This window comes from Bacillus sp. MM09(2025) (genome assembly GCF_050496725.1).
Classification (GTDB): Bacteria; Bacillota; Bacilli; order Bacillales; family Bacillaceae; genus Bacillus; species Bacillus pumilus.
The window spans coordinates 2,429,472-2,454,975 of sequence record NZ_JBNWEN010000004.1; the positions used below are offsets into that span (position 1 = coordinate 2,429,472).

General features: G+C 41.9%; 29 protein-coding genes. 18 read left to right on the forward strand and 11 right to left on the reverse strand.

Going from position 1 to position 25,504, the window contains the following annotated elements; all coding sequences use genetic code 11:
• Positions 1–14: 14 nt before the first annotated feature.
• Positions 15–314: an HNH endonuclease gene (locus ACQYAC_RS18440; RefSeq protein ID WP_429943850.1), complete on the forward strand. Its 300-nt coding sequence runs from the start codon at positions 15–17 to the stop codon at positions 312–314.
• A 45-nt stretch (positions 315–359) separates the two neighbouring features.
• Here ACQYAC_RS18440 and ACQYAC_RS18445 read toward each other — a convergent pair whose 3' ends face one another.
• From ACQYAC_RS18445 to ACQYAC_RS18480, 8 genes are all read right to left on the reverse strand, one after another.
• Positions 360–578, reverse strand: coding sequence for a spore germination protein (locus ACQYAC_RS18445; protein WP_003211468.1), 219 nt, complete (start codon positions 576–578; stop codon positions 360–362).
• A gap of 22 nt (positions 579–600) precedes the next feature.
• Entirely contained in the window at positions 601–1,035 is a 435-nt protein-coding gene (locus ACQYAC_RS18450) for a spore germination protein GerPE (RefSeq protein WP_429943851.1), read from the reverse strand.
• On the reverse strand, positions 1,035–1,211 hold the full coding sequence (locus tag ACQYAC_RS18455) for a germination protein GerPD (protein ID WP_003210893.1): 177 nt from the start codon (positions 1,209–1,211) through the stop codon (positions 1,035–1,037). The genes ACQYAC_RS18450 and ACQYAC_RS18455 overlap by 1 nt, the downstream gene beginning before the upstream one ends.
• Positions 1,208–1,822 carry a spore germination protein GerPC gene (locus tag ACQYAC_RS18460; RefSeq protein WP_144484564.1) on the reverse strand — a complete coding sequence of 205 codons (615 nt, stop codon included), beginning with the start codon at positions 1,820–1,822 and terminating at the stop codon, positions 1,208–1,210. Before ACQYAC_RS18460 ends, ACQYAC_RS18455 begins: the two co-directional genes overlap by 4 nt.
• A gap of 31 nt (positions 1,823–1,853) precedes the next feature.
• On the reverse strand, positions 1,854–2,087 hold the full coding sequence (locus ACQYAC_RS18465) for a spore germination protein GerPB (RefSeq protein WP_429943852.1): 234 nt from the start codon (positions 2,085–2,087) through the stop codon (positions 1,854–1,856).
• A gap of 14 nt (positions 2,088–2,101) precedes the next feature.
• Positions 2,102–2,323, reverse strand: coding sequence for a spore germination protein (locus tag ACQYAC_RS18470; RefSeq protein WP_003211745.1), 222 nt, complete (start codon positions 2,321–2,323; stop codon positions 2,102–2,104).
• 127 nt (positions 2,324–2,450) lie between these two features.
• Positions 2,451–2,612 (reverse strand): aspartyl-phosphate phosphatase Spo0E family protein, encoded by a 162-nt coding sequence (locus ACQYAC_RS18475; protein ID WP_012009503.1) that lies wholly within the window; start codon positions 2,610–2,612, stop codon positions 2,451–2,453.
• A gap of 122 nt (positions 2,613–2,734) precedes the next feature.
• Positions 2,735–3,829, reverse strand: a complete 1,095-nt coding sequence (locus ACQYAC_RS18480) for a CotH kinase family protein (RefSeq protein ID WP_427128615.1) — start codon at positions 3,827–3,829, stop codon at positions 2,735–2,737.
• Between the two features lie 205 nt (positions 3,830–4,034).
• On the opposite strand from ACQYAC_RS18480, the gene cotG reads away from it, so the two are divergent.
• From cotG to ACQYAC_RS18495, 3 genes are all read left to right on the forward strand, one after another.
• Positions 4,035–4,598, forward strand: a complete 564-nt coding sequence (gene cotG / locus ACQYAC_RS18485) for a spore coat protein CotG (RefSeq protein WP_429943853.1) — start codon at positions 4,035–4,037, stop codon at positions 4,596–4,598.
• Positions 4,599–4,724: 126 nt separating this feature from the next.
• Positions 4,725–5,630, forward strand: coding sequence for a fumarylacetoacetate hydrolase family protein (locus ACQYAC_RS18490; RefSeq protein ID WP_429943854.1), 906 nt, complete (start codon positions 4,725–4,727; stop codon positions 5,628–5,630).
• A 92-nt stretch (positions 5,631–5,722) separates the two neighbouring features.
• On the forward strand, positions 5,723–6,091 hold the full coding sequence (locus ACQYAC_RS18495; RefSeq protein ID WP_106041525.1) for a YisL family protein: 369 nt from the start codon (positions 5,723–5,725) through the stop codon (positions 6,089–6,091).
• 38 nt (positions 6,092–6,129) lie between these two features.
• Here ACQYAC_RS18495 and ACQYAC_RS18500 read toward each other — a convergent pair whose 3' ends face one another.
• Positions 6,130–6,657 carry a DUF2777 family protein gene (locus tag ACQYAC_RS18500; RefSeq protein WP_429943855.1) on the reverse strand — a complete coding sequence of 176 codons (528 nt, stop codon included), beginning with the start codon at positions 6,655–6,657 and terminating at the stop codon, positions 6,130–6,132.
• Positions 6,658–6,812: 155 nt separating this feature from the next.
• Here ACQYAC_RS18500 and asnB point away from each other — a divergent pair, with 155 nt between their 5' ends.
• From asnB to ACQYAC_RS18520, 4 genes are all read left to right on the forward strand, one after another.
• Positions 6,813–8,654: an asparagine synthase (glutamine-hydrolyzing) gene (gene asnB, locus ACQYAC_RS18505; protein ID WP_429943856.1), complete on the forward strand. Its 1,842-nt coding sequence runs from the start codon at positions 6,813–6,815 to the stop codon at positions 8,652–8,654.
• Positions 8,655–8,802: 148 nt separating this feature from the next.
• Positions 8,803–10,320, forward strand: a complete 1,518-nt coding sequence (locus ACQYAC_RS18510) for a phytoene desaturase family protein (protein WP_429943857.1) — start codon at positions 8,803–8,805, stop codon at positions 10,318–10,320.
• The gene (locus tag ACQYAC_RS18515) at positions 10,317–11,792 is read left to right on the forward strand and encodes a phytoene desaturase family protein (RefSeq protein ID WP_429943858.1); all 1,476 of its coding nucleotides are present in this window, start codon (positions 10,317–10,319) and stop codon (positions 11,790–11,792) included. Before ACQYAC_RS18510 ends, ACQYAC_RS18515 begins: the two co-directional genes overlap by 4 nt.
• Positions 11,785–12,624, forward strand: a complete 840-nt coding sequence (locus ACQYAC_RS18520) for a phytoene/squalene synthase family protein (RefSeq protein ID WP_144462383.1) — start codon at positions 11,785–11,787, stop codon at positions 12,622–12,624. Before ACQYAC_RS18515 ends, ACQYAC_RS18520 begins: the two co-directional genes overlap by 8 nt.
• A 24-nt stretch (positions 12,625–12,648) precedes the next feature.
• On the opposite strand, the gene ACQYAC_RS18525 is transcribed toward ACQYAC_RS18520, so the two are convergent.
• Positions 12,649–14,025 (reverse strand): MATE family efflux transporter, encoded by a 1,377-nt coding sequence (locus ACQYAC_RS18525; protein WP_429943859.1) that lies wholly within the window; start codon positions 14,023–14,025, stop codon positions 12,649–12,651.
• A 113-nt stretch (positions 14,026–14,138) separates the two neighbouring features.
• On the opposite strand from ACQYAC_RS18525, the gene ACQYAC_RS18530 reads away from it, so the two are divergent.
• The 4 genes from ACQYAC_RS18530 to ACQYAC_RS18545 all read left to right on the forward strand — a co-directional run bounded on the left by ACQYAC_RS18530 (position 14,139) and on the right by ACQYAC_RS18545 (position 16,212).
• On the forward strand, positions 14,139–15,005 hold the full coding sequence (locus tag ACQYAC_RS18530; protein WP_429943860.1) for an AraC family transcriptional regulator: 867 nt from the start codon (positions 14,139–14,141) through the stop codon (positions 15,003–15,005).
• Between the two features lie 14 nt (positions 15,006–15,019).
• Positions 15,020–15,580: a GNAT family N-acetyltransferase gene (locus ACQYAC_RS18535; RefSeq protein ID WP_268498117.1), complete on the forward strand. Its 561-nt coding sequence runs from the start codon at positions 15,020–15,022 to the stop codon at positions 15,578–15,580.
• A gap of 68 nt (positions 15,581–15,648) precedes the next feature.
• Positions 15,649–15,915 (forward strand): hypothetical protein, encoded by a 267-nt coding sequence (locus ACQYAC_RS18540; RefSeq protein WP_268498115.1) that lies wholly within the window; start codon positions 15,649–15,651, stop codon positions 15,913–15,915.
• A 30-nt stretch (positions 15,916–15,945) separates the two neighbouring features.
• The gene (locus tag ACQYAC_RS18545) at positions 15,946–16,212 is read left to right on the forward strand and encodes a hypothetical protein (RefSeq protein ID WP_429943861.1); all 267 of its coding nucleotides are present in this window, start codon (positions 15,946–15,948) and stop codon (positions 16,210–16,212) included.
• On the opposite strand, the gene ACQYAC_RS18550 is transcribed toward ACQYAC_RS18545, so the two are convergent.
• Positions 16,207–16,746, reverse strand: coding sequence for a serine O-acetyltransferase (locus ACQYAC_RS18550; RefSeq protein ID WP_235567023.1), 540 nt, complete (start codon positions 16,744–16,746; stop codon positions 16,207–16,209). The genes ACQYAC_RS18545 and ACQYAC_RS18550 overlap by 6 nt on opposite strands.
• Positions 16,747–17,129: 383 nt before the next feature.
• Between ACQYAC_RS18550 and ACQYAC_RS18555 the strand changes: the two genes are divergently transcribed.
• Genes ACQYAC_RS18555 through ACQYAC_RS18580 form a run of 6 tightly spaced genes read left to right on the forward strand, consistent with a single transcriptional unit; the run spans position 17,130 to position 25,440 of the window.
• Entirely contained in the window at positions 17,130–18,476 is a 1,347-nt protein-coding gene (locus tag ACQYAC_RS18555) for an aspartate aminotransferase family protein (RefSeq protein WP_058014339.1), read from the forward strand.
• A complete protein-coding gene (locus ACQYAC_RS18560) occupies positions 18,463–19,959 on the forward strand; it encodes a pyridoxal phosphate-dependent decarboxylase family protein (protein WP_429943862.1) in 1,497 nt (498 codons plus the stop codon). The genes ACQYAC_RS18555 and ACQYAC_RS18560 overlap by 14 nt, the downstream gene beginning before the upstream one ends.
• Positions 19,956–21,737, forward strand: coding sequence for an IucA/IucC family protein (locus ACQYAC_RS18565; RefSeq protein WP_429943863.1), 1,782 nt, complete (start codon positions 19,956–19,958; stop codon positions 21,735–21,737). Before ACQYAC_RS18560 ends, ACQYAC_RS18565 begins: the two co-directional genes overlap by 4 nt.
• Positions 21,734–22,288: a GNAT family N-acetyltransferase gene (locus ACQYAC_RS18570; protein WP_429943864.1), complete on the forward strand. Its 555-nt coding sequence runs from the start codon at positions 21,734–21,736 to the stop codon at positions 22,286–22,288. Before ACQYAC_RS18565 ends, ACQYAC_RS18570 begins: the two co-directional genes overlap by 4 nt.
• On the forward strand, positions 22,263–23,612 hold the full coding sequence (locus ACQYAC_RS18575) for a lysine N(6)-hydroxylase/L-ornithine N(5)-oxygenase family protein (RefSeq protein WP_429943865.1): 1,350 nt from the start codon (positions 22,263–22,265) through the stop codon (positions 23,610–23,612). Before ACQYAC_RS18570 ends, ACQYAC_RS18575 begins: the two co-directional genes overlap by 26 nt.
• 13 nt (positions 23,613–23,625) lie before the next feature.
• On the forward strand, positions 23,626–25,440 hold the full coding sequence (locus ACQYAC_RS18580; RefSeq protein WP_429943866.1) for an IucA/IucC family protein: 1,815 nt from the start codon (positions 23,626–23,628) through the stop codon (positions 25,438–25,440).
• The last annotated feature ends 64 nt before the right edge of the window (positions 25,441–25,504 follow it).

Sequence of the window (25,504 nt, forward strand, 5' to 3'; positions counted from 1 at the left end):
GAGGTGATGACAGGGTGGCAAAGCAAACCATTGGATTATGTGAGCTGTGCGGAAGACAAAATGTCCTGCTCACAGAACACCACTTAACACCAAGAGAAGAAGGTGGGGCTTTTTTACCGACTGCCATCCTGTGTATCCCCTGCCATAAACAAGTGCATGCTCTCTTTACAAACCAGGAGCTTGCTGTACGCTTGAACACACTTGATGCACTAAGGCAGGATGAAAAGCTTGCTTCGTACATCAAATGGATTCGAAAACAGCCGGCAAGCAAGCTGGTTAAAACAAAAAAATCGAGACAACGCAGAAAAAAATAAGCATAAAAAGCGCTCCTCTCATGAAATGACTATAGAGGAGCTGCTTTATGCATTGCCTACCATATTCTGATCATTTAAGTCAGGATCCACATAGTTGGTGGCGCTAATGCCATTATTTAAGATCAAGAAATCTCCGGTATTTCCCGCTCCAGAGCCTAAAGCAGATTTTGACGAACTTTTAGGCGACAAGTAGAATGAGTCACCGACGTTTACGACGCCTCCAGAAATAGAGTTAATGTAAATGGGTCCGACAATTGCTGGCATAATCGACATCCTTTATTCGAAGTCATATCACCATCATATGCGCAGGGAGGTCCAATTGTGAGTTTGGCGGATTTTCGTCGTTGTTGCTAAATAACTCTCGAATATGCTTTACTCGTGCAACGGCATTTATCCCGCACGTAGAGCCGATTTGATAGATAGAGGAGGAAGAGACCCCTTCTACATGAATTGACGAAACTTTAATGAGAGGCTTTTCATGATAAAAGGCCGTTCTAACTTTTCGTTCTGGCAGCATCAATGGGATTGGCTCATAATACACTTCAAATTCTTTTGCATCTAGGTTTTCAGCTTCATTTCCATAAAACAAACTAATCGTTCGCTGAACAGCTAACACCTTCACGTTCGGGCATAGCTCCTGCGTATCACCGATTTGAACAACACTTGAGATCCCGACAGAATTCACCTTCGTGAACTTCACTTGAGATGTGCGCTTTATCATTATCGAGGTGCCAGAGGAACGAACGGGCCAATGATCAAAGATTCTGGCGGTGTATCAAAGATGGAGGATAATTGTACATGATCTGTATCCCCGATGATAAATAGGGAAGAGGACGAAACCCCAACTACTTTAATGCTTCCGGTCTCGATGTTGCGGTTGACGACTGTGAAATTCATCCGTTTTCCTCTCCTTTCGTTTCATTTGGAATATGGGCTAAGAAATGTTCAATTGCCCGTTTGACATCATGCTTCACATATTCAGCAATTTGCTCTGAACGCTGCAGCGGAGTCATATCTTCCCGGTGCGGGAGCTGTCCTGCATAGTATTTGATTCTGCTGTCAATCTGCTTTCGGATGTCCTCAATGATGTGGTGTTTGTTGCTTTCATCTAGGGACCCTTCATATCGCTGTTCTAGCTCTTCAAGTAATTCTGGCGCTTCTTCGTTTAAGAATGCGTCGACAAGCTGGCGTGTTTGATTGAAAAATTGATCAGCCATTTCTTGCTGCATCATTCCAATGCCCGGGGTTGTTGTTTGGCCCACTTCAAAGTTTTGAACACTGTTTGGATCAGATGGATTGAGCCCGATATTCAGCGTACCTTCCAGCCTTTCGATTTTCAGCTGATCAAATTGATAATCAATCCGTTCAATCGTCGTTGTCGGTTTATCCTTGATCATTTGCATTTCCTGCTGAAGCTCGTTAAGCCTTTTTTCAAGCATCATGATTTGTTGAGTTTGCTTTTGAATGATGCCGTATACCTGTGAAGCGTTGCTTTGATAATCATACATTGACATACACCTCCGGGGATTGCAGATGAACTTAAGTTGTTGGTGACTGAAGCGGTACAAAAGGTGTTGTGCTTGCGCCTTGAGAATCTTCAATTCCTTGTGTGCCTGCTGCGGCAGGTGCTGATTCTACGTAGCTGCCCGTGTTATACAGATTAGAAAGAGCTTTAATTGAACCAGCGCTCCCGATTTGCAGCACAGAGGAGTTACTGACAGACTCTACACGCAAATAATTAATTTGTATCGCTTGATTAATATAGAAGTTCAATGGATTCTCACTCCTTACAAGTTACCAACAAGCGGTTGATCAATGACATCACTATCATACGTATTTGTCACACTTTTATAGTTGCTAATGCGCAATTGATCACCAGTGTTAAAACTGCCTGCGCCAGCAAACGTTTTAACCTGACTATTTGGAGAAATGGTGATGCAGTCTCCAACATGAACGACTCCGCTCGTTCCGACGGCATTTACTTTAAAGGCTCCAACAATAGCCGGCATAGCGGTGCACATCCTTTATAAAAATAAGGCACTTTGTTTTTGGGCGTTTCACCATAGCTTATGATGGGTCTTTTAATGTGTGATTGTCTTTTTGAAAGCTTTTGGTGAGAGGAATGAGGTGTATGGTTTACCCTTTTTTAGAGCATTCATTCGAGGTGTATTTGATGCCTTTATTTAAAAGTGTGTCAAGCTCTTGACTGCACCTGATGGTTTCTTCGGCATTCATCCCGAATTTTTTTGCGGTCTCAATTAAATGTAATCTTTTTTGTTCAATTTCATAATTGATCATAACGGACGCCAACTCTCACATTTTTTATCAAATAGAAGGATATGGTTAGTATACCCTATTTTTCTATAAAAAAAGTTGTTTCGTCAATATGAGTAATAAAGTGACAAAATTCGAAAGCGTCCTTACGTGACATCTCTCTCTTTTCTTATTTCAGTCTGTAAATAACGTCGTCTTTTGTTGATATACTGCCGGATGATCTCTCGTTCTGATCGTAGAATGTCTTTTCGGTCTCTTGTATAAGGATCATCTCCAATTCGCTTCTCAATAGAAGCATGCCATTTCTCAATGATTGGACAAAGCCGGTCTTCTAAAAAATGTGTATCGAGTACGTGCTGGAAAAGCGTGTAATAGGCTCTCTTAAACGCAGGGATATCTAGTAATCTAGCAGTTAACGTATTAAAGCCGCTTACTGGAATATAATCAAACGCCATTTCTTCTCCATGAATGTCACGGCCCCATGTCGCATCATAATCCCAAGGAAGCACTTGGAATCTGCCTTGTTCATTCACATAAAGAGCGTAGTTATGGACAAAGCCGTCAAAGTTTTGTGTGCACACGACACCAATGAGCCAGCGGAAATACTGGGTCACATCTAGGTAATGCCCAATCTTTTCGGCAAATATGTCATCTTTCGCTGTGTTGAGAAAGTAAATAAATTCACTCAGCTGTTGATCATGTTGAGAACTCCCTGTTTTTTTCTCGTACCCGAGGAGAAGGTGTTTTTTTGGCTTTTTATCAAATGAACTCAAAAGGGAAAAGTTGGCGTCGTCATCGACTGCATAATAAATGCCGCCTCCTGAAAGCTCTCTTTTCTGAAAAAAGTGCTCATCGACGGATTCTATTTTTAAATAAATGCCTTCTTTTCTTCCGTTTATCGTGAGAAACACATGAGCCGCAGCAGGACTTAGCACCCCTATCTGCTCGAAGAAATAAAAGGACAGTCTGTTTCGGATAAACGAAGGGTCATTGTATTCTGCATTTAAATGAAAGATCGATTCGCCTTGTCTTTGCTTTGGCTTTCGATATTCAATTTGATAGGACTTTTTTTTCAGCTTTCTGATGTGAGACCCCCGATATGAAGCATAAATGTGCGATTTGATCTGGCCAGTTTTCAAAATGCCCTCAACAGGTTCGTCGTTCCATATGTCTTTTCTTAATTCAATCAGGTCCTTTGGATGAATCCAAATATCCATTTGCTTTAAAGGTTCTGTGGTCATGCGTTCATCCTCCTCCTTTGCTCTTCTTTACGATATGAAAATGAAGGAATGTCCTGTACCCGTTTGTTAGGTATTCATGGAGTTTTAAAAGAAAGGGGCATCCGCCAAGAACACTTGTCTATCAAGTCTCGTAACATAAAGCAGAGAAGATAAACAGGTTGATCTGTTTGTTTTGTCAAAGTATAGACTGGGAGGGGAATCGTTCGTGAGTACATTTGATCATTCACATATTGAGCATGCAGTGGATTCACTTAAAAGTGAGGGGCGTGATCATCACTTAGATCGTGAACCAGAATCGAGACGTTCGCATAAGTCAGCTCGTTCTCGTCATTCAAGTCGCGGTCATTGGTTCTTTGGCGGTGGTGGACGCCGTAAATCATGCCGCAGTAAAAAAAGCTACAGAAGCTATCGTTCAAAGAAAAGTTATCGCTCGAAGAAAAGCATGAAGAGTAAAAAGTCATATAAAAGCAAAAAATCTTGCAGAAGCAAAAAGAGCGAACCGAAAAAATCATGTCGCAGCAAACACAGATCCCATCATAAGAAAAGCTGCCGCAAGTCACACCGCAGCAAATGCAGATCGCATCATAAGAAAAGCTGCCGCAAGTCACATCGTAGCAAGCACAGATCGCATCATAAGAAGAGCCACAAGTCGCGCCGCAGCCACTCTTGCAAAAGATGTGGAAAGAAAAAGCATCATTTCCGCAGCAGAGGAAATGTTGATCGCAAATGGGATCAAGGGAACATGTGGGAGTATCGCCGCTACCGCTAAACATCAGATCATCTTTTTTGAAACCCTTTTTAAAAGAGAGTATGATAAAAAAGGGTTTTTTTTATTTCATAGAGAAATAAAATGAGACATCACCACTTAGCGAAATGAAGATTGTGAGGGGAAGACATGAAGTTTTTTACAGGTGAGATACATAGCAGGATGTTTATTGGGGTAGTCATTGATGATGAATGGGTCATGGACGTCAAAAAGGCAGAAGCCAAATTATTCGAGCTAGAGACACTGCCGAACTCTTTAGCTGAATGTATTCATATGGGGGACAAGTTTGTTGAGCATGTCAAACAGCTCCTTGACTGGGCTGAGAAAAAAGAAGAAGACCGCGGTTCTTATGTTTATCCGCTGTCGGACGTGAAACTCCATGCGCCCATTCCAAAGCCAGCTAAAAACATTATGTGTGTTGGAAAGAACTATCAAGATCATGTCATGGAGATGGGAAGTGCAGCGGATATTCCTAAAGATGTGATGATCTTTACAAAGGCACCTACTTCAGTCGTTGGACATGAAGTGGATATCCTCCTTCATGAAGATGTGACGAGTGAACTGGATTATGAAGGGGAGCTTGCGATCGTGATGGGCAAATCAGGAAAGAATATTGCACCTGAAGAAGTCAAAGATTATCTATTTGGTTACACCATTTTAAATGACGTAACGGCAAGAGATTTACAGAAAAAACACAAACAATTTTTTATAGGGAAAAGCTTAGATACAACCTGCCCGATAGGACCTTATATTGTGCATAAGTCTGTGATTGAGGATCATAGCGCGCTTCATGTGGAAACAAAGGTTAACGGAGAGGTTCGCCAGTCTGCAAGTACAGAATTAATGATTTTCTCCATCGAGAACATTGTGTCTACTCTTTCAAAAGGGATGACACTAGAAGCTGGTGACATCATTGCAACGGGAACACCTTCTGGGGTTGGCAAAGGCTTTGAACCGCCTAAATTCTTAGCTTCAGGGGATCAAATCGATATTACGATTGAACCGATTGGAACGCTATCAAATCGCGTCAAATAAAGAGTGATATGACACAGGATTGTCGTTTTGTGTTCGACTTATTTCGTGGTACGATGAGAAGGTAATTGTTCTGATAAAGGGGGAAATAACAAATGGGAACGCATTTACATATTACAGCATGGGTGCTAGGAATTATTTTATTTTTCGTGGCCTTTGCTCTAGCAGGTAAAAACGACAAAGGTGCTAAAATTGTGCACATGATTGTCAGACTATTGTACTTGATCATTATCGCCACAGGCGTAGAGCTGTATGTTCGCACAGGAATGAAGATTCCAGGTTTCGGTGGCGAGTATATCGGTAAAATGATTCTCGGTATTCTTGTGATTGGCTTCATGGAAATGGTTCTTGTACGCAAGAAAAAAGGAAAATCGGTGACTGGTGTATTGATTGGTTTTATCGTACTCGCGATTGTGACCATTCTTCTCGGTTTACGTCTGCCGATTGGTTTCCATATCTTTTAACAGAAAAAGGACATTGCTTATACAAAGCAGTGTCCTTTTTATATGCCATCAAACTGCGAAACCGACCGGTGACCGTCAGAAGTGGTCCATTCAAAACGAATTTGACCTGTGGTTGAGTCGTGGTGAGATTGGAGGGCAAGCGATTGTGTATCTGTCGAAAACTGAAAGAAAGAAACACGTTGAAAAGAATGAAAGGAGGAGAAAACACAATCATAGACGGAAAAGCCAAGCTGCTTGATCTGTGCAGTGATTTCATAAAAGACGTTTTCAGGAACAAACATGAGAAGGTCAAGCAAGCCTTTGGCAAGTGATGCCGTATATTGAATTTCTTCACCGCCTTGTACTTCTAACAGCTGTCCATTTTCATGAAGTATCATGGAACCGAGCAGCTCTCCTTTTATCCACCTATCATTTTCCTTCAAACAGATCATCGTGCTTTGAAGACTTTCTGGCAGCATGAGTTCTCCTTCTTCATCTTCAATCAGACAATGCCCATTTTCAATGAGTAAATACCCGCTGCACCATCTTCGTCTGCAGCGTTCAAGCTGCTTCATTCGTTTTTCCATTTGCGACACTCCTTTCCTCTTTCTTTTTCTTACCAAAACAAGCTTGTCCTATACGCCCGAGAAAAAAGGACAAATCAACTATCGAGGAGACGATGCATAAACTAAGAAAGGCTGAATGAGAACACTTGAGGAAAAACGGATGGGAGCTGATGATGATGTGTGGAATAACAGGCTGGGCAGACTTTAAAAAGCAGCTCATCCAACAGGATCATGTAATCAATCAAATGACAGATACATTATCTAAAAGAGGGCCAGACGATACAAATACGTGGAAAAGTGAGCACGTTCTATTTGGGCATAAAAGGTTAGCGGTTGTAGATGTAGAAGGCGGAAAACAGCCGATGACATATACACATCAAAACCATGCTTATACCGTTGTATATAATGGAGAGCTTTATAACACAGAGGATATAAGAAAAGAATTGTTAAAAAGGGGCCACCGCTTTCTTGGGCATTCTGATACAGAGGTACTTCTTCACGCCTACACAGAATGGAAGGAAGAGTGTGTGACCCATTTTAATGGTATTTTTGCATTTGTGATTTGGGATAGTGAGCGTGAATTATTATTTGCAGGGAGAGACCGGCTCGGCGTCAAGCCATTTTTCTATACAGAACGTCGTCATTCCTTTTTATTTGGTTCAGAAATCAAAGCGCTTCTTGCTCACCCTGATATGAAAGCAAAAGTCGATCATGAGGGATTATCGGAGATTTTTGGATTAGGACCATCTAGAACACCAGGGCAAGGAGTGTTTAAAGGAGTAAAAGAGCTGAGACCTGCTCATGCCTTGACCTATTCAAAAGACGGACTATGTGTGTGGAGATACTGGAATGTCCAAAGCAAGGCGCATACGGACTCACTTGATGACACCGCACAGCACGTCAAGGATCTCTTTACAGATGCCGTCACAAGGCAGCTCGTCTCTGATGTGCCTGTTTGTACATTTTTATCGGGTGGCGTCGATTCGAGTGCCATTACCGCCATTGCCGCTAAGCACTTTGAGAAAATAGGGAAAGCACCGCTTCATACGTATTCCGTTGACTACGAAGGGAATGATCAATTCTTTGAAGCAAGTCAGTTCCAGCCGAATGCGGATGGTCCATGGATTGACCGCATGACCAAGGCATTTCAAACGAATCATCACAGCTGCATCATTGGACAAAAGGATCTGGCTGCTTATTTAAAGGAAGCGGTTGAGGTCCGAGACTTACCGGGTATGGCAGATATTGATTCTTCCTTGCTTTGGTTCTGCCGAGAAATTAAAAAGGACTTTGTGGTCGGTTTGTCAGGTGAATGTGCGGATGAAATTTTTGGAGGCTATCCTTGGTTCCATTCGGCAAATGAAACGAATGGTTTTCCTTGGATGAGATCGACGGAAGCTAGAACGCAGCTCTTACAAGACTCGTGGCAAAAAAAGCTGTCACTAAGAGAATATGCACAAAGCAAATATGAAGAAACCGTGGCTGAAACGCCTCTTTTAGATGGAGAAACTGGAGTAGATAAAGCACGTAGAGAACTTTTTTACTTAAATATGGTCTGGTTTATGACAACGCTGCTAGATCGAAAAGACCGGATGAGTATGGGGGCGAGTCTTGAGGTACGTGTGCCATTTGCGGATCATCGCCTTGTCGAATATGTATGGAATATTCCTTGGGAAATGAAAATGCATGGAAATCGTGAAAAAGGGGTTTTACGGAAAGCATTAGAGGGAATTTTACCGAATGAAGTGCTTTATCGCAAGAAGAGTCCTTACCCGAAAACACATCATCCAGCCTATACTCAGGCTGTAAAAGAGATGTTAACAGGTTGCCTTGCGCAAAAAGATTCTGTTCTTCACGAATTTCTAGATCCACATCAATTAAAGCAGTTGATTGAAACGGAAGGAGCTTCCTTTCAAGTGCCTTGGTATGGCCAGCTCATGAAGGGCCCGCAATTAATCGCTCATCTGGCGCAGATTCATCACTGGTTTGAGACGTATCGAATTGATATAGAAGCGTAATAAAGGGCCGGCTTTCTTACATTTGTTGAAGGGAAGCCGGCTTTTTTTGATACATAACATGAGACAAATAGAGCACATCGAAAGTTGATCTAATCTTTCTAATTTGTATAATTAACTTAAAGTGAATTAATTTGGAGGAAAAAGGATAATGAAAATCATTGTGATCGGAGCAGGACCAGGGGGACTTGCGGCAGCTATGATGCTTCAAAGCAAAGGACACGATGTTCATGTTTACGAAAAACAGCCCTTTGTTGGCGGACGTAATTCTAAGTTTCAACTTGGTGATTTCACGTTTGATACAGGTCCTACCTTTCTCAGCATGATTCATATTGCAGAGGAGCTCTTCACCTTTGCTGGTAAAAATCTTTATGACTATATTGATGTGATCGAATTAAAAGAAATGTATAGATTGATTTTCCAAGACGATCAGCTAGATATGATACGAGATCGTGATGAAATGGTTAGACGGTTAGAAGCCTTTGCGCCTGGAGAGGGAGAAGGGTATATACGATTTATGAACAATACGAAACGCAAAATGGATCGACTTACACCTATATTACAAAGTAAAATGGATCGTTTTCATCATTATTTGCGTCCAAAGGTGCTCAAAGCACTTCCGCAGCTTTCATTGAATAAGAGTTTATATGATGTGCTGTCAGATTATTTCTCAAATGAATCAGTGAAATATGCCTTTACATTTCAATCAAAGTATTTAGGCATGTCACCGTGGGAATGCCCGGGTGCTTTTTCCATTCTATCATTTATGGAGCATGACACAGGTGTGTTCCATCCGAAGGGCGGGGTCAATCAGCTGTCAGAAGCGATGGCAAAAGCAGCGGTTGAAGCTGGAGCAACGATTCATTTGTCAGCCGGCGTCGAAAAGTTGATGACAGAAGGCAGGAAAGTAAGGGGCATTCGCTTAGAATCCGGGGAAGAAATACAGGCAGATGAGGTTGTCGTAAATGGAGATTTTGCACATGTAATGACAAAGCTTGTAGAGCCAGGACTTTTAAAGAAATATAGTGAGAAAAAATTAAAAAAGAAAAAATTCTCATGCTCGACCTTTATGCTTTATTTAGGATTAGATATCATATATGAAGAGCCGCATCATACCATCGTTTTTTCTGATGATTATGCGCAATTCGTCAAAGGCATTACGAAAACATATGAGCTGCCAGATGATCCATCTATTTATATTCAAAATGCTAGTGTCACAGATGACTCACTTGCGCCAAAAGGAAAGTCAGCTCTTTATGTATTAGCACCCGTTGCCAATAATCAAAGCAGCATTGACTGGGGAGCGCATCAAGATGAATTCAGAGAACTTGTACTGGATACACTGGAGCGAAAAACCGGTTTTAAGAATGTAAGGCAGCATATAGAAGTTGAGCGGATGATCACACCGAAGCAATGGGAGGAAGACCTTTACGTATACGAAGGAGCCACTTTTAACCTTGGTCACCAGCTGACGCAGATGATGGTTCTAAGGCCGCACAATGATTTTGATGAATTGGATCATTGCTGGCTTGTAGGAGGAGGAACGCATCCAGGAAGCGGACTGCCGACCATTTTAGAATCAGCACGTATCACGACAAATGCGATTCTTTCAAAAGAGAAACATACGCACAAAACATTGCCGCAAGAAGAAAAGGGGAGCGCCTCATGAAAAAACATATATTGATTGCAGGTGGCGGTATTGGCGGGATGATCTCAGCACTTTATTTAAAAAAAGCTGGACATGATGTGACGCTTGTCGAAAAAAATGAACGACTTGGCGGAAGACTTGCTTTTGTACGTGAGAAAGGATATAAAGTAGATGAAGGTCCGACCATTGTCCTACTTCCAGCTATGTTAAAAGGTATTTTACATGAGGTAGGAATTGTCGAAGCATCTCTTGATCTTTTGCAGCTTGATCCGCTGTATACGATTCAATTTCAAGATGGAACCTCCTACACGAAGTATTCTGATGCACTTCGTCAGCTAGAGGAAATCAGACGTGTATTTCCAAAGGAAGATCACGGATTCCTAAGGTTTATGGAAGAAATGACAGACCGGTTTCAAGAAGGACAGCAAGCCTTTTTAGAGAAATCATTTCATGAAAAGCGGACATTTTTTACAAAAGCAAACATGAAGATTTTAATGAAATTAAAGGCGTATCGCACGGTTCAAAGTGCTCTGAAAAAGTATTTCTCAGACGAACGCCTGCGAGATGCATATGCACTTCAAACCCTCTATGTCGGAGGAAATCCATATGAAGCATCTGCTATTTATTCGCTTGTTTCATATAGTGAGCACGCACATGGCATCTACTATTTAAAAGGCGGCTATGCGAGTTTAATAGATATATTAGAAGAACAGCTCATGAAAATGGGTGTGCATGTGAGAAAAAATGCTGAAGTCACGGAGCTCGAGTTTGAGGGGAAACGCGTGGTTAAAGCAAAAGTCAGTGACGACCAGATAGCAGCTGATGCTTTTGTCATCAACGGAGATTATCCGGCTGCGTTAAAACAGCTTGGTTTAGACGAACAAGATCGGCGAAAATACGTGCCATCTTCTGGCTGTGTGATGGTGTATCTTGGGTTAAACAAAATGTACCATGATGCGCCTGTTCACCAATTCTTTATGGGCGAACACTTTGATCAGCATATGAAAGAGGTTTTTCAAACGAAGACGATCCCTCAAGATCCGTCGTTTTATACATTTAATCCATCGATCATTGATCCATCTCTTGCCCCGGAAGGCTGTAGTGTTTTATATATGCTGATTCCCGTTCCCTCAGGAGATCATATCAACTGGGAAGAGGAGACAGATTTTGTAGAGAAAATGGTGGATCGTCTTGAGAAAAGAGGCTTTCCGAGATTGCGAGAGTCGATTGTCTGGAAAAAAGTCAGAACACCAAATGATTCCTTGCGGGAAGGGTTGTTTGAAGGCGGCAGCTTTGGACTTGCGCCTAACTTATTTCAATCAGGTGTGTTCCGCCCGCAAGTGAAGGCAGCTGAGACCGATAATCTTTATGCGGTAGGTGCTTCCATCCATCCTGGTGGCGGAGTGCCGATCGTGATGCAAAGTGCGAAGCTGATGACATCTGTGCTGTTAAAAGATTTGAATGACAGAAAGGAAGTGAAACTAAGTGGTTGATGTACAAACAGCATTGAAATTGTGTGAGGAGACCATTCAAACGCATTCCAAAACGTTTTACCGTGCCTTTTCCATGTTGCCTAAAAAGAAACGACAGGCTGTATGGGCCGTGTATTCCTTTTGCCGAAGAGCAGATGATATTGTAGATGAGTCACCCTCGCCAAAAGAGGAGCTTGCCTCCTTTCGAGAGACGTTTGATCGATTTTTACAAGGTGAGGTAGATCGGAATGATCCGATGTGGGTAGCGCTGGAACATACATTTCAAGAGTTTCGTATGGATGAAGCACCGTTCCGTGACTTGCTCCAAGGTCAGGAGATGGATTTAGAGCAGCATCGATATGAAACGTTAGATGAACTGCTCATTTATTCCTACCATGTTGCTAGTACCGTTGGACTTATGCTGCTTCCTATTATTGCACCGCGTAAAAAAGAACAGCTAAAAGAAGCAGCGATTTCATTAGGAATTGCCATGCAACTGACCAATATTCTTCGTGACATTGGCGAGGATAAGGCTGAAAGAGACCGCATTTATTTGCCAAAGCAAGTCATGGATCAATTCGGATATACAGAGCAAGATTTGCAAGAAGGCATTGTTAATCAAGCATTTCAGCACGTATGGGAGTACATTGCCTTTGAGGCAGAGGCATACTACGAGGAATTTTTTGACCATCTTCATGAATTCCCGCTTTATTCACGTATACCAGTGAAAGCAGCTGCTCACTTTTATAAAGCCATTTTAGATAAAACAAGAGAAAATGAATACCGCGTATTTACACAGCGATCATTTATTTCAAACCAAGAAAAAGCACTTATTTTAGAAGGTATTAAGTAAAAAGGACTGCACCCGCAGTCCTTTTTATGTGGATGAAAAGCGATATTCCGTCCAAACCCTTGAACGCCAACGCCTATACATAAAGATGCCTCTCACCCATTCATCCACGATAAAAGAAATCCAAATTCCAAAGAGACCCATCTCAAGCTGTATGCCTAACAAGTAAGCGATCGGAAGCCCGATGCCCCACATTGAAATCATCGCCATATACACTGGAAACTTCGCGTCCCCAGCAGCCCGCAAGGAATTAATAATGACCATATTAAACGAGCGACCCGGTTCTAAAATAATGGTCAAAAGGAGGAGGGTGGCGGCTGTTTGAATGATCTCGCTGTTGCTAGTAAAGAAAGCAAGCAAATGCGTCGATGATAAAGATAAAGCAGTTGAAGAAAGAAGGGAGATGCCAATGGCCCAGTATAAACTTTTCATGCATCTGTGATAGGCAGCATCGAATTCCTTCGCCCCAATATGGCGCCCGATTAAAATTTGTGTCCCTTGGCTAATAGCTGCACCAAATAGCATAATGAACATCATGATATTTTGAGTATAAACCTTTGCTGCTAATGCCTGCGTCCCCATAAATGTAATAAATAGTGTAATAATCATTTGGGAGCCGTTATAAGAAAGCTGCTCTCCAGCAGAAGGAATCCCGATCTTTAGCAGCTTTTTTAAATATGTCCGCTGGATGTGAAACATCTTCTTTAGTGAAAAGCGTAATCCAATTCGGCGGCGTACAATGAGGATCATGGCCATTAATCCGATCAATCGAGCGAGTGAGGTTGAAAAAGCGACCCCCATGACACCTAATATAGGGAAGCCAAACGGACCAAAAATCACCAAATAGTTACCAGCAACATTTAGCAAGTTCATTCCGATGGTGACATACATCGTATCTCTTGTATATCCATAGCTTTTTAAAATAGCACTATACGTCATAATGAGCGCTTGAATAAAGGAAAGCAGCCCGACAATTTGTAAAAATACAGTCGCATCCGGCATGAGCTCACTTGATAGGCCCATCAGATGTAAGATGGGGACAGCTAATACAAACATGAGAAGACTAATAACAAAGCTAATCAAGAAATTGGTTCCTAGCGAGACATAGGCGACTTGAGCCGCTTCCTGCCTGCGGCTTGCTCCTAAAAGCTGCGCAATCACAATCGTCGTTCCAGTTGTAATGAAACTGAACATGACAATCAATAAATTCAACAGCTGATTGCTTACACCAACTGCGGCAACACTATTATCGGAATATTGGCTGAGCATGAGGGTATCAGCGCTTCCCATAAGCATATATAAAGAGATTTCAATAAAAATAGGCCAAGTTAATGCAAATAATGAAGGGTGGTTTTTCTTCCCCTTAGCTTGAACTTTTTGAATTGGCAGTGATTGAGGTTTCATCAATCAACCTCCTTTCGTATAAATCCGATTTATAGTGTACCTTGCATCGACTATAATAAGAAGAGATGAAACCGAAACTTATTGGAGAAATCCGACTTCATAAGGGGATGAATATGAATCGATTTATTACATTTACTGTACCGCCGTTTCCGGTTTATATCGCTTCTGGCAAAGGCGTATTTTATGAAGGAGAAAGACATATCTCTAGAACCTTTACCGTGTTTGATCTTCTTTATGTCACAAGAGGGCAGCTATGGATCACAGAAAATAGGGAGGCTCACCACGTAAAAGAAGGAGAATATATCATTCTCTCACCAGGCTTGTCACATGGCGGACACCTGCCATGCGAAGAAGAAACGCACTATGAGTGGCTTCATTTTTCGATTGATCCTTTTGATTTGACGAATCGGCCGAGAGAACACTGGTTTGATATGAAACAAAATCAAGCCACCTTTGAAAAGCCGGCAACATATGAATTTAGCCTGCCCCGTATAGGAAAAGTGAAGGGGAGAAATGTATTTGAAAAGCACCTTGCACAGATGCGGGCACTAAATGATGACGCGTCTGAACTGCCGCTGAAAAAACAGCTTCAGTTTGAAGAACTGCTCATTCATTTACAAAAAGAAGCATTTCATATTCCAAGTGCAAAGGAGAATGTCGCCTCAGAAGTGGTTCATTATCTTGAGCGTCACTTTATGAAGAAACTGCAAATGGAAGAGCTGGCAGAGAAACTGCACTATCATCCTGATTACATAACAAGATGCATGCAGACGGTATATGGACTCACGCCAACCCAATACATCAATCGTCTCAAGGTCGAAAAAGCCAAAAGCATGCTTGCCTCAACGAATAATCAAATTGCAGCGATTGCTGAACAGGTAGGCATTGATGACCCTACTTATTTTTCTAAGCTGTTTCGGCAAAACGAAGGCATGACGCCTATCGAGTACCGTCATCTCGCAAAAAGAACGACAAAGTAAAGGAACGTGAACAGATGAAAAGGGAAAAGGAAAAGCTTGTGAGCATACGACCATTAAATGAAGCTGATTTAGAGATGGTATGGCATTTAAGATTCAAAGCGCCAGACCAGTCCTATCGAAAGTGGAATGCCCCATATTTTCATGAACACGAAATCCCGCTTGCTGCATTTAAAAAACGATACTTACAGGATACATCCATTCCGCCAAAGCTATATGGTATTGAAATAGACGGCGAAATCAAAGGCACCGTGTCATATTATTGGGAGAATGAACGTACACGGTGGCTTGAATGTGGCATTCTCATTTATGATTCGCGTTTTTGGAGCGGTGGCGTTGGGACAAAGGCATTAAGTCTATGGACAGATGAGTTATTTACACACATTGATATTCCTCGAATTGGTCTTACTACATGGTCGGGAAATGAACGAATGATGCGGTGCGCAGAGAAATGCGGATTTGTCCTTGAAGGAAGACTGCGAAAGGTCCGTTACTATCAAGGAGAATATTATGATTCGATGCGCTATGGGATGCTGCGTGAGGAATGGAAAACCCTTCTGCAATATTCAACAGAATAATTCCTTTTCTTTTTAGTACAAAAGTAGCGTATGATTGAATAATCTAAAAAAGAAGGGCGGCGAATGAGTTGCGTTGGATTACCGGATGGTTTGTGTCGATCATAGTGGGCGCTTACCTATTTGTAGATGCGCCTAAACATGGGAAGAATAAATGGCTGTGGGCGATTTTAGGCCTTTTATTCGGGCTCTTTACATTTGGAATATACCTGATCAAAACAGGAAGAAAAGGATTGGGCTGGACGGTTCTGATCGTGTCCATTATCATCTATTCTATTTTCATTCTAGTCTATGTTTTTTACTTCTTATTGCTGATTATCGGATATTCAAACGCATAATAGGAAGCACGAGTGTACATAAGGAGGAGTTTGAACGTTAGACTTACAGGGTTATTCGTTTCACTTGCTGTTGCCATTTTTTTATGGTTTGATGCGCCAAAGCATGATAAAGACAAATGGCTGTGGGCCATTTTAGGTATATTATTTAGTACGATCGTTCTCGGTATTTATTTGATCAAGACAGAGAGGAAGGGACTTGGCTGGACCATTCTTATTTTAACGATTTTGTTTTACCTCATGCTGCTCATCTCTGTTTTGATCGGTATCATTCTTTTTTATCAGGTGGGTCCTTCATGATGAAGGGCTTTTTTCTTTTACCTTTTGCGCCGGCACACCTGCAATCACAATTTTCTCCTCGTGGAAGGAACGGTTTACCACAGCATTTGCTCCGATTGAAATATGATCTGCAATATAGATATCCCCAAACAGCTTAGCACCTGGGCCGATCCACACATGATCCCCAATGGTTGGTACATCTTTTTCATGATGATTCTGACCAATATTCACCCCTTGATGAATATCACAAAATGCCCCAATTTTTGCATGCTTGTTTACAATTAAGAGACCCGTATGATTGATTCTAAGACCGGGACCGAAGACACCAATCGGGATATCAAAGCCAAGCTGCATGCCTTTCTTTTTATGTAAATAGCGATAAAGCCATTTGCGAATTGTAGCACCACTATTAGAATAGTATTCATATTTTCGTAAAATCCTTTGATATTTCCATATATCATCTCCAAACCGCTTAGGTCGTTTGCGCTTAATGGCTAATGCTTTCTTGTCCTGAGCTAAGTAGTGGTGAAGATCATGCTTTGTTAAAATCATCATATCCCTCTCCATCCCCTTTTGTTTCAGAGAAATTATACCATTATAACCATTTATATCAATATAGAATGACGTTTCTTTTTTTCCTTTTCTACATCACTTTCATCCACTTTCCCATATAAAATAAGTGCTTTGTCATGAATAGAACAAAAGAACCAGGAAGAATGATTTGTAATTTTTTTCTACATTATTCCGTCTCACGCGTTTATTCTCCTTATAGCAGTAGAGGTTTGTCAAAATGACACGAAATTACTCGTTAAATAGAGAATATAGCATTCATATGCTTTTAGAATCATCTTTTTGAATACAATTGACTTTCATATCTCACATCCTCTAGGCTAGTAAATGAAAATGATAATCTTTATCAATTGGAGGAGTGTTTTATTATGTCCATCAAAACCGTTTCTAAAAATCAGCAATTTTTAGAGCAGCAAAGTCAAAGAGAATCGAATGCAAGGTCTTATCCGAGACGGTTCCCATTAGCCATGCAAAAAGCCGAAGGTATGATCGTGACAGATGCGGATGGCAGAGAGTTTTACGACTGTCTGGCAGGCGCAGGAACACTTGCACTTGGTCACAATCATCCAGTTGTTATAGATGCAATTGAACGTATGCTTCATGAAAAAAGACCATTGCATACGCTGGACATAACCTCAGAAATTAAAGAAGAATTTGTGAATGAAATTTTTTCTCACTTGCCAGAAGAGTTTGCAAAAAGAGCCAAAATTCAATTTTGTGGACCAACTGGTGGTGACGCCATAGAAGCAGCGATTAAATTAGTCAAAACAGCGACAGGGAATCGAAGCATTCTATCATTCCATGGTGCGTATCACGGTGCGACACATGCCACGATGTCATTAAGTGGGAATTTATCTCCGAAGGAAAGAGTGCAAGGGTTAATACCTGATGTTCATTTTATGCCTTACCCATATGAATATCGCTGCCCATTTGGAATTGGTGGGAGGGATTCGCACCGCATTTCAAGTTCGTATATTGAGCGCGTATTAAATGATCCTGAAAGTGGTATTCTTCCGCCAGCAGGCATGATCTTTGAAGCAGTGCAAGGCGAGGGGGGCTCCATTCCAGCATCGATTGAATGGATGAAAGAAATGAGAAGAATCACAAAAGAAAAAGGGATCCCACTCATTATTGATGAGGTTCAATCAGGCATCGGCCGAACAGGTAAGATGTTTGCCTTTGAACATGCAGGAATTGTACCTGACGTTATTGTGCTGTCAAAAGCCATTGGTGGGAGCCTGCCGCTTTCAGTGGTGATTTATGATCAAGATTTAGATCAATGGAATCCAGGTGCACATATCGGAACATTTAGAGGAAATCAAATGGCGATGGCTGCTGGAACCGCTACGCTTAAATTTATCAAAGAAAATAACCTGCTTGATCATGTAGAACGGTTAGGAGATCGTATGCAGGCGCATCTAAAAGACATTCAAAAACAAGTCCCTGCTCTCGGTGATGTTCGAGGAAGAGGTTTAATGATTGGCGTTGAAGTAGTCAATCCAAATGAGAAACAGGATGTTGACGGAAGCTATCCAGCGAATCCAGAGCTGGCCAGTCTTATTCAAAAGAATTGCTTCGACAAAGGGTTAATTGTGGAGACAGGAGGCCGTTTCGGAAGTGTCATTCGATTCCTGCCACCACTCATTATGACAGAAGAACAGCTTGAAAAAGTTATCGCTATTTTTAAAGAGGCCGTGTACGATGCAATCAACTAAGGCTTCAGTGGATTCATTATTTATTAATCAAAGCCAGCTTGGAAGAGAGTCCTTCCAAGCGGCTCTTCATACATCTATCGACAGCTTACTGGATCAATGGCAAAAAGACACAGGACCATTTAGTGGAATATTGCCTGGGAAATTAGCGGCTAGTGTCGAATCACTATTTCGATTTCAACCGTCTGGTGAATCCATTGAATCTGTCTTTCAAGATATAAAAGAACATCTTTTGCCGCATTTGATTGATGTATCGCATCCTAAATGCTTGGCACATCTGCATTGTCCACCGCTCATTCCTGCACTTGCCGCAGAGGTGATGGTAAGTTCCTTTAACCAATCAATGGATTCCTTTGATCAAAGCGGTATTGCTTCTTTGGTTGAGGAAGAAATTCTCGAGTGGCTATGTGCGAAGTTTTCTTATGGCGACCAAGCAGATGGGACATTTACAAGCGGTGGAACCCAATCTAACTACATGGGGCTGCTTCTGGCGAGAGATGCCTTTTGTGAAAACACATGGCAGTGGAATGTTCAGCAGAAAGGCTTACCAAGTGAATCTCACCGACTGAGAATCCTTTGCTCAAAGAATGCTCACTTCACTGTGAAAAAATCTGCCTCCCAGTTAGGTTTAGGAGAACAGGCAGTCGTACTAGTCGAGACAGATGAGCATCATCGAATGGACCTCAATGATTTGAAAAAGAAGCTGGCTGAGTTGAAGGAGCAGAACTTGCTGCCTTTTGCGGTAGTAGCCACTTGCGGGACAACGGATTTTGGCAGTATTGACCCAGTTCGAGAGGTATATGACCTCGTCAAGCCATACGGTCTTTGGATTCACGCAGATGCTGCCTACGGCGGAGCACTTGTATTAAGCGAAACCTACCGTAAGAAGTTAGACGGTATTGAGCTTGCTGATTCAATCACGATTGACTTTCACAAACAATTTTATCAGCCGATATCCTGCGGGGCATTTTTGCTAAAGGATAAGAGACATTTTGGTTTGATCAATTATCATGCCGATTATCTTAATCCAAAGGAAGACGAGCTCGATGGTATTCTACATCTCGTCAATAAATCTGTCCAAACGACGCGCCGGTTTGATGCTCTGAAATTACTTCTTTCTCTTCGTTTAATTGGAGAAGAAGGCTTTGGAGACATCATTGACCATACCATTCATTTTGCAAAGGATGTGGCCGCGCTTATTGAGAGAAATGATGACCTTGAAGTGATCAATCCTGAGCCAGAAATCAATGCAGTTGTGTTCCGATTTAAGGATGACGACCAAGCAGATGACGTCAATAAAATCATTCATCGGACATTATTCAAAACAGGAACTGCTGTCATTGCAAAAACAGTGGTTAATGACCGAACATGCTTAAAATTCACTTTGTTAAATCCGAGAACGACAATCACACATATTGAGGAAATCCTTTCTGACATCGTTGATATCGGGATTGCTCATATTCAATCCGGGAGGGTACTACGTTGAGTCAATATAAACAAATGGCTGAAAATGCAACCATGCAAAGCTTTTTAAACTGTTTTTTACGCGAAACAGGAATCGATCGATCTGCAAAAAAAGAGGTGAGAGCAGATGGCTCGCTTGTCTTCATCGCAAAACTAGCAAAACAAGATCTAGAGCTTGTGATTCCGATCCGATATGTTTCATCTGTTGGCCGTCATCTCTTTGATTTTCCGATTCGCTTTCGCCCGCAAGGCAGTGAACAAGAGGGCGCAATCGTCGATTACACGACACTTGTTGCTTTATGTTCAAAGGAGCTTCTCATTGAATATGGCCGTACAGATGCAGAGGATGAATTCATGCTTCGCATCATTTTAAGCTGCCGAAATATTGAACGGTTCTTAAAGGAGCGAGAAAGTGATCGATCCGCTCTTTCTGAAGCCGATTTTGAGTATATCGAGGCTGAGCAGTCACTTCTCCTTGGTCATTTAACGCATCCTACCCCAAAAAGCAGACAAGGAATGACAGAGGAGGAGGAAGCAATCTATTCTCCTGAGCTAAAAGGGACTTTTCAGCTTCATTACTTTAAAGCGCATCATTCGATTGTGCTTCAGGATTCGTCTATTACACAGTCTGCGGCTAGTCTCATGCTAGAGGAGCTCTTGCGCCAAGTGCCAGAAGAAAAAGAGAGACTGAATACATTAGTAGAAAACGGAGAATATGTGCTCATTCCGATTCATCCGCTTCAAGTGAAGGTGGTCATGGAGAAAGCGTTCGTGAACCGTTATATAGAGGAAGGGAAACTCTCTTATTTAGGACCGATGGGATCTGAATACACAGCGACCTCATCTTTCAGAACCGTCTATCAAAAGGATTCTGCTTACATGCTCAAATTCTCTGTTCCTGTGAAAATTACAAACTCCTTACGTGTTAATAAACAAAAGGAACTGGATCGCGGTGTAGAGATGTCGCGCATTTTAAAAACAGAATTAGGCGTTTCTTTATACGACAAATTTTCTGGATTCCGGGTCATTGAAGATCCCGCCTATTTATCCATTCAAGGAGAAGAGGCGGAATCTGGCTTTGAAGTAGTCATTCGTCAAAATCCATTTTTACATCGTGAAAAAGGAGCAAGCTTAATTGCTGGATTGTGTCAGGATCATGCTTATGGTGGAAAATCGCGATTAGCAGGGATCATTCATGACCTTGCAGACGCAGAAGGCCGATCAACGAATGATGTAAGCCAAGATTGGTTTAAGCAATATTTAACCATTTCGTTAGAACCGATGCTTTGGCTGTTTGAAACGTATGGTCTTGCGCTTGAAGCCCATCAGCAAAACGCTGTTGTGCAAATGAAGGATGGTTACCCGCACACCTTCTATTATCGTGACAACCAAGGCTACTATTATAGTGAATCGAAAAAGGATAAACTCGCAAATCTTGTCCAAAACCTGAGTGTGAGAAGTGAAACGATTTGTGCAGATGAAGTAGCCGTTGAGAGACTGCGTTATTATTTCTTCTTTAATCATATATTTGGTCTTATTAACGGCTTTGGTACAGAAGGTCTGGCGAAAGAAGAAGACTTGCTCGCGCTTGTGAGAGACACATTGCTCGCTCATGAGGAAACATACGGTGCATCTGAACTGACAAACAGCCTACTTCGCTCAAAGGAACTCCCTTCAAAAGCGAATTTGCTGACACGGTTTGAAGATATGGATGAGCTGACAGGATCTCTGGAAACACAGTCTCGTTACACAGCTGTCTTGAATCCGCTCTTTTTACATAAGGAGGCGCTGATTGGATGAAGCATCGTATTCATTTTATTCGGGCTGAATATGAAAGAGACGTCCGGCTTGTCCACAAGTGGATGCAAGAGGAGTATGTTCACCCATTTTGGCATTTGAATATTCCGTTTCCTGCTTTTGAAAAGCATTTTTATCAGGCAATTTATGATCCGCATCAAACCCTTTATTTAGGCACAATTGATGGGACACCCATGAGTTATTTTGAGGCGTACAACGTCAAAGGTGACATCATTGAATCCTACTATCAGCCTTCTCCGCATGATCAAGGAATCCATCTATTAATAGGGGAGCCGGATTATGTGGGAAAAGGTTTTGCAGCCCCGCTGCTTCAGGCCATGACAGCATTCCAATTTGAGCAGAACAAACGAACAGAAAAAATCGTCGCTGAGCCGGATATTCGCAATGAAAAAATGATCCATGTATTTGAAAAATGCGGCTTTGAACGTGTAAAACCAGTCAAATTACCCGATAAAACCGGTCTTTTGATGTTTTGTGATCGAGAACGATTCGAAAGGAAGTATAACCATGACGCGGTTCAACAAGCAAAATAATGTAGTGGATGTAATAGGAATCGGCATTGGTCCGTTTAACTTAGGTCTTGCCGCATTATCTGAAGAGGTAAATGAAATTGACGCTTTGTTTTTTGAAAGAAGTGAAGCCTTTCATTGGCACCCAGGGATGCTCATTGAGGGGACGACACTGCAGGTTCCCTTTTTAGCAGACCTTGTCAGTATGGCAGATGTGAAAAGTAAATATAGCTTTCTTAACTACTTACAGGAACAAAACCGTTTGTATTCATTTTACTTTCTAGAGGATTTTCATATTCCGCGCAAGGAATATAGTCATTATTGCCGCTGGGTTGCAGACCAGTTAGACTCTTGCCGATTTGGCATGAACGTCGAATCTGTCTCATTGATCGAGAAAGCAGGAGAAAAGCGTTATAAAGTGCATGTTCGTCATGTGAAAGACCAAACGGTAGAGGTGTTTGAAAGTAAGCATCTCGTCTTAGGAATTGGTACACAGCCGGCGATACCAGCATCGCTCCAGCCAGCTTTAGGAGAGAAGGTTTTTCATTCCGCCGACTATTTAAAACGAAAAAAAGAAGGCTGTTTCAAAGGGAAATCTGTGACAGTGATCGGCTCTGGTCAAAGTGCGGCAGAAGTGTTCTATGATATTTTATCAGATGATGAGGCGAAGGATATTCACTGGTTCACACGCTCTAAAGGATTTTTCCCAATGGAATATTCAAACCTTGGTCTTGAATATTTCTCTCCAGATTATATTGATTTCTTTTATGAGCTTCCGCAAACAAAAAAGGATGCGTTGTTAAAGCAGCAGGACTTGCTGTATAAGGGCATCAGCTCTGCAATGATCCGTGATATTTATCATTTGCTATATGAACGTTCTGCCTGCGGAAAGCAGTTGAACACAGTGCTTCAAGCGATGACAGAGGTTAACTTGATTGAAGAAACATCTCGCGGCTTGTCCCTTTCATGCACGCAATGGGTCAAGGAGGACTCCTTTACCCATGAGACAGATATTGTCGTGCTGGCGACGGGCTATCAATCGGTACTGCCCCCGTTTATCAACCCAATTTCTCATCATATTCAATGGGACGATCAAGGACGGTTCCAAGTTGAACGTGAATATCGCTTGAAAACAAATACAATGGGTGAAAATGATATTTTTGTTCAAAATGCAGAGCTTCATACACATGGCGTTGGCGCTCCGGATTTAGGGCTTGGTGCTTACCGAAATAGTGTGATTATCAATGAACTTGCTCGTCAAACTGTGTATCCACTTTATCAAAAGCACGTCTTCCAGACATTTGGTACACATATGAAAATCAACACATTTGAAGAAATCAAAGGTTAAGGAGGATGAAGCGATGAGTGTACAAGATGAATTGAAAAAAGCGGTGAATCCTGCTGCTTGGAAAAAGGCAAACCAGCGAATGGTGGCAAAAATGCTGTCTGAATACATGTATGAGGATATGCTTCATCCCGTGCAGCTAGATCATAAGGATGGCATTGCTCAGTATGAATTAATCATTCACGAACATAAGAAATATCGCTATCTTGCAAAACCTCGTTTGTTTGATAGTTTTGATACAATCGCTGAATCAATCGAGTGCTGTCAAGATGGAAAATGGTCAAAGGATGTCAGTGCAATCGTGTTTTTACTAGACATTCAGCCGCTCATTCCAATGTCTTCTGAGACAACAGGACATCTTATAAAAGAGCTTCACCATACCCTGTTAGCGGATGTCCATTTGCTTTCGAAAAAAGCACTTCGTGCGGATGAGTTAACAGATACTGATTATGCATGGATTGAAGGAGAGATGACAGGCCATCCTTGGATTGTGTATAACAAAGGACGCATTGGATTCAGTTACGATGACTACCTAGCCTATGCACCTGAAAGGCAAGAAAGTGTGCAGCTGTCTTGGATTGCTGTTCACCGGGACCTTGCGACATTCCATGCAGTCGATCATGAAAACTATGAGCAGGTAATCGCCAAAGAGTTAGATGAAGTCACGATCCGTCAATTTCACCGCGTGCTAAAGGATGAAGGATTGATTGCAGCTGATTATTATTTGATGCCTGTTCATAAGTGGCAGTGGACACACATGATTATTCAGCATTTCCCGGAAGATTTGGCGATGCGCCGGATTGTGTATGTAGGAGAGGGACTGGACCAATATATCCCGCAGCAGTCGATCAGAACCTTTACGAACATCTCAAATAAAGGCAAGCATCATATTAAACTGCCAATGAGTATTTTAAATACGCTTGTGTACCGGGGACTTCCGTCAGAACGGACAGTCATTGCCCCTCGTATTACAGCGCATATTAAAGGGATTGCGGACCAAGATTCATTTTTATCTGATGTCTGCCGCGTGATATTACCTGGTGAGAATGCAAGTATTAATGTCGATCATCCTTACTATAGCAAACTCCCTGGTGCGCCGTATCAATATCTTGAGATGCTCGGTGTGATTTTTAGAGAAAGCATTTACTCGTACTTAGATGAAGGAGAGACCCCTGTTACACTTGCGGCACTCACCTATGAGGATCATGAAGGTGAGCCATATGTGAAACAGCTGATTGAAAAATCAGGTCTCTCAGCTAAAGAGTGGATGGCGAAATTTTTCCATGTGGTCATGCCGCCGCTGCTGCATTTTATGTATCAATACGGCACCGTCTTCTCACCGCACGGACAAAATACGATTCTTGTGTTAAAAGATCATCAGCCTCATCGTTTGGCGATCAAAGATTTTGTTGACGATGTGAACATTAGTGATCAGCCGCTGCCTGAATTGGCTTCTCTAGGAGACGATTTAAAAGAAGTGCTGCGGAGTGAACCGCCGGAAGGCTTAGTGCAGTTTATCTTTACAGGATTGTTTATTTGCAACCTGCGTTACGTATCAAACGTGTTAGAGAACCATCAGCTATTAGATGAAGTGACACTTTGGAGCTTGCTTGCCGAACAAATTCAGCAGTATCAAAAGCAATTCCCACAGCTGAAGGACCGTTTTGAACTCTTTGATCTATTCCAGCCGAAGCTGACAAAGCTGTGCTTAAATCGTAATCGAATGATTGATTATGGGTATGGAGACGGAGATGACCGCCCGCATGCATCAGAGCATGGAAAGGTCACAAATGCACTCGCACATGTTCTTTCGTCCACCTGTGAGAAGTAATAGAAAAGCTGTAGACATCAAGTGTCTACAGCTCAGCGTGTAGACAAACCCTCGCATTCTTTGT

Excerpts from the sequence above, each read along its gene's own strand:
- ACQYAC_RS18445 (WP_003211468.1), bottom strand. The coding sequence starts at position 578 with ATGCCAGCAATTGTCGGACCCATTTACATTAACTCTATTTCTGGAGGC.
- ACQYAC_RS18450 (WP_429943851.1), bottom strand. The coding sequence starts at position 1,035 with ATGATAAAGCGCACATCTCAAGTGAAGTTCACGAAGGTGAATTCTGTC.
- ACQYAC_RS18455 (WP_003210893.1), bottom strand. The coding sequence starts at position 1,211 with ATGAATTTCACAGTCGTCAACCGCAACATCGAGACCGGAAGCATTAAA.
- ACQYAC_RS18460 (WP_144484564.1), bottom strand. The coding sequence starts at position 1,822 with ATGTATGATTATCAAAGCAACGCTTCACAGGTATACGGCATCATTCAA.
- ACQYAC_RS18470 (WP_003211745.1), bottom strand. The coding sequence starts at position 2,323 with ATGCCGGCTATTGTTGGAGCCTTTAAAGTAAATGCCGTCGGAACGAGC.
- ACQYAC_RS18475 (WP_012009503.1), bottom strand. The coding sequence starts at position 2,612 with ATGATCAATTATGAAATTGAACAAAAAAGATTACATTTAATTGAGACC.
- ACQYAC_RS18480 (WP_427128615.1), bottom strand. The coding sequence starts at position 3,829 with ATGACCACAGAACCTTTAAAGCAAATGGATATTTGGATTCATCCAAAG.
- ACQYAC_RS18490 (WP_429943854.1), top strand. The coding sequence starts at position 4,725 with ATGAAGTTTTTTACAGGTGAGATACATAGCAGGATGTTTATTGGGGTA.
- ACQYAC_RS18495 (WP_106041525.1), top strand. The coding sequence starts at position 5,723 with ATGGGAACGCATTTACATATTACAGCATGGGTGCTAGGAATTATTTTA.
- ACQYAC_RS18500 (WP_429943855.1), bottom strand. The coding sequence starts at position 6,657 with ATGGAAAAACGAATGAAGCAGCTTGAACGCTGCAGACGAAGATGGTGC.
- asnB (WP_429943856.1), top strand. The coding sequence starts at position 6,813 with ATGTGTGGAATAACAGGCTGGGCAGACTTTAAAAAGCAGCTCATCCAA.
- ACQYAC_RS18510 (WP_429943857.1), top strand. The coding sequence starts at position 8,803 with ATGAAAATCATTGTGATCGGAGCAGGACCAGGGGGACTTGCGGCAGCT.
- ACQYAC_RS18515 (WP_429943858.1), top strand. The coding sequence starts at position 10,317 with ATGAAAAAACATATATTGATTGCAGGTGGCGGTATTGGCGGGATGATC.
- ACQYAC_RS18525 (WP_429943859.1), bottom strand. The coding sequence starts at position 14,025 with ATGAAACCTCAATCACTGCCAATTCAAAAAGTTCAAGCTAAGGGGAAG.
- ACQYAC_RS18530 (WP_429943860.1), top strand. The coding sequence starts at position 14,139 with ATGAATCGATTTATTACATTTACTGTACCGCCGTTTCCGGTTTATATC.
- ACQYAC_RS18535 (WP_268498117.1), top strand. The coding sequence starts at position 15,020 with ATGAAAAGGGAAAAGGAAAAGCTTGTGAGCATACGACCATTAAATGAA.
- ACQYAC_RS18550 (WP_235567023.1), bottom strand. The coding sequence starts at position 16,746 with ATGATGATTTTAACAAAGCATGATCTTCACCACTACTTAGCTCAGGAC.
- ACQYAC_RS18555 (WP_058014339.1), top strand. The coding sequence starts at position 17,130 with ATGTCCATCAAAACCGTTTCTAAAAATCAGCAATTTTTAGAGCAGCAA.
- ACQYAC_RS18560 (WP_429943862.1), top strand. The coding sequence starts at position 18,463 with ATGCAATCAACTAAGGCTTCAGTGGATTCATTATTTATTAATCAAAGC.
- ACQYAC_RS18570 (WP_429943864.1), top strand. The coding sequence starts at position 21,734 with ATGAAGCATCGTATTCATTTTATTCGGGCTGAATATGAAAGAGACGTC.
- ACQYAC_RS18575 (WP_429943865.1), top strand. The coding sequence starts at position 22,263 with ATGACGCGGTTCAACAAGCAAAATAATGTAGTGGATGTAATAGGAATC.
- ACQYAC_RS18580 (WP_429943866.1), top strand. The coding sequence starts at position 23,626 with ATGAGTGTACAAGATGAATTGAAAAAAGCGGTGAATCCTGCTGCTTGG.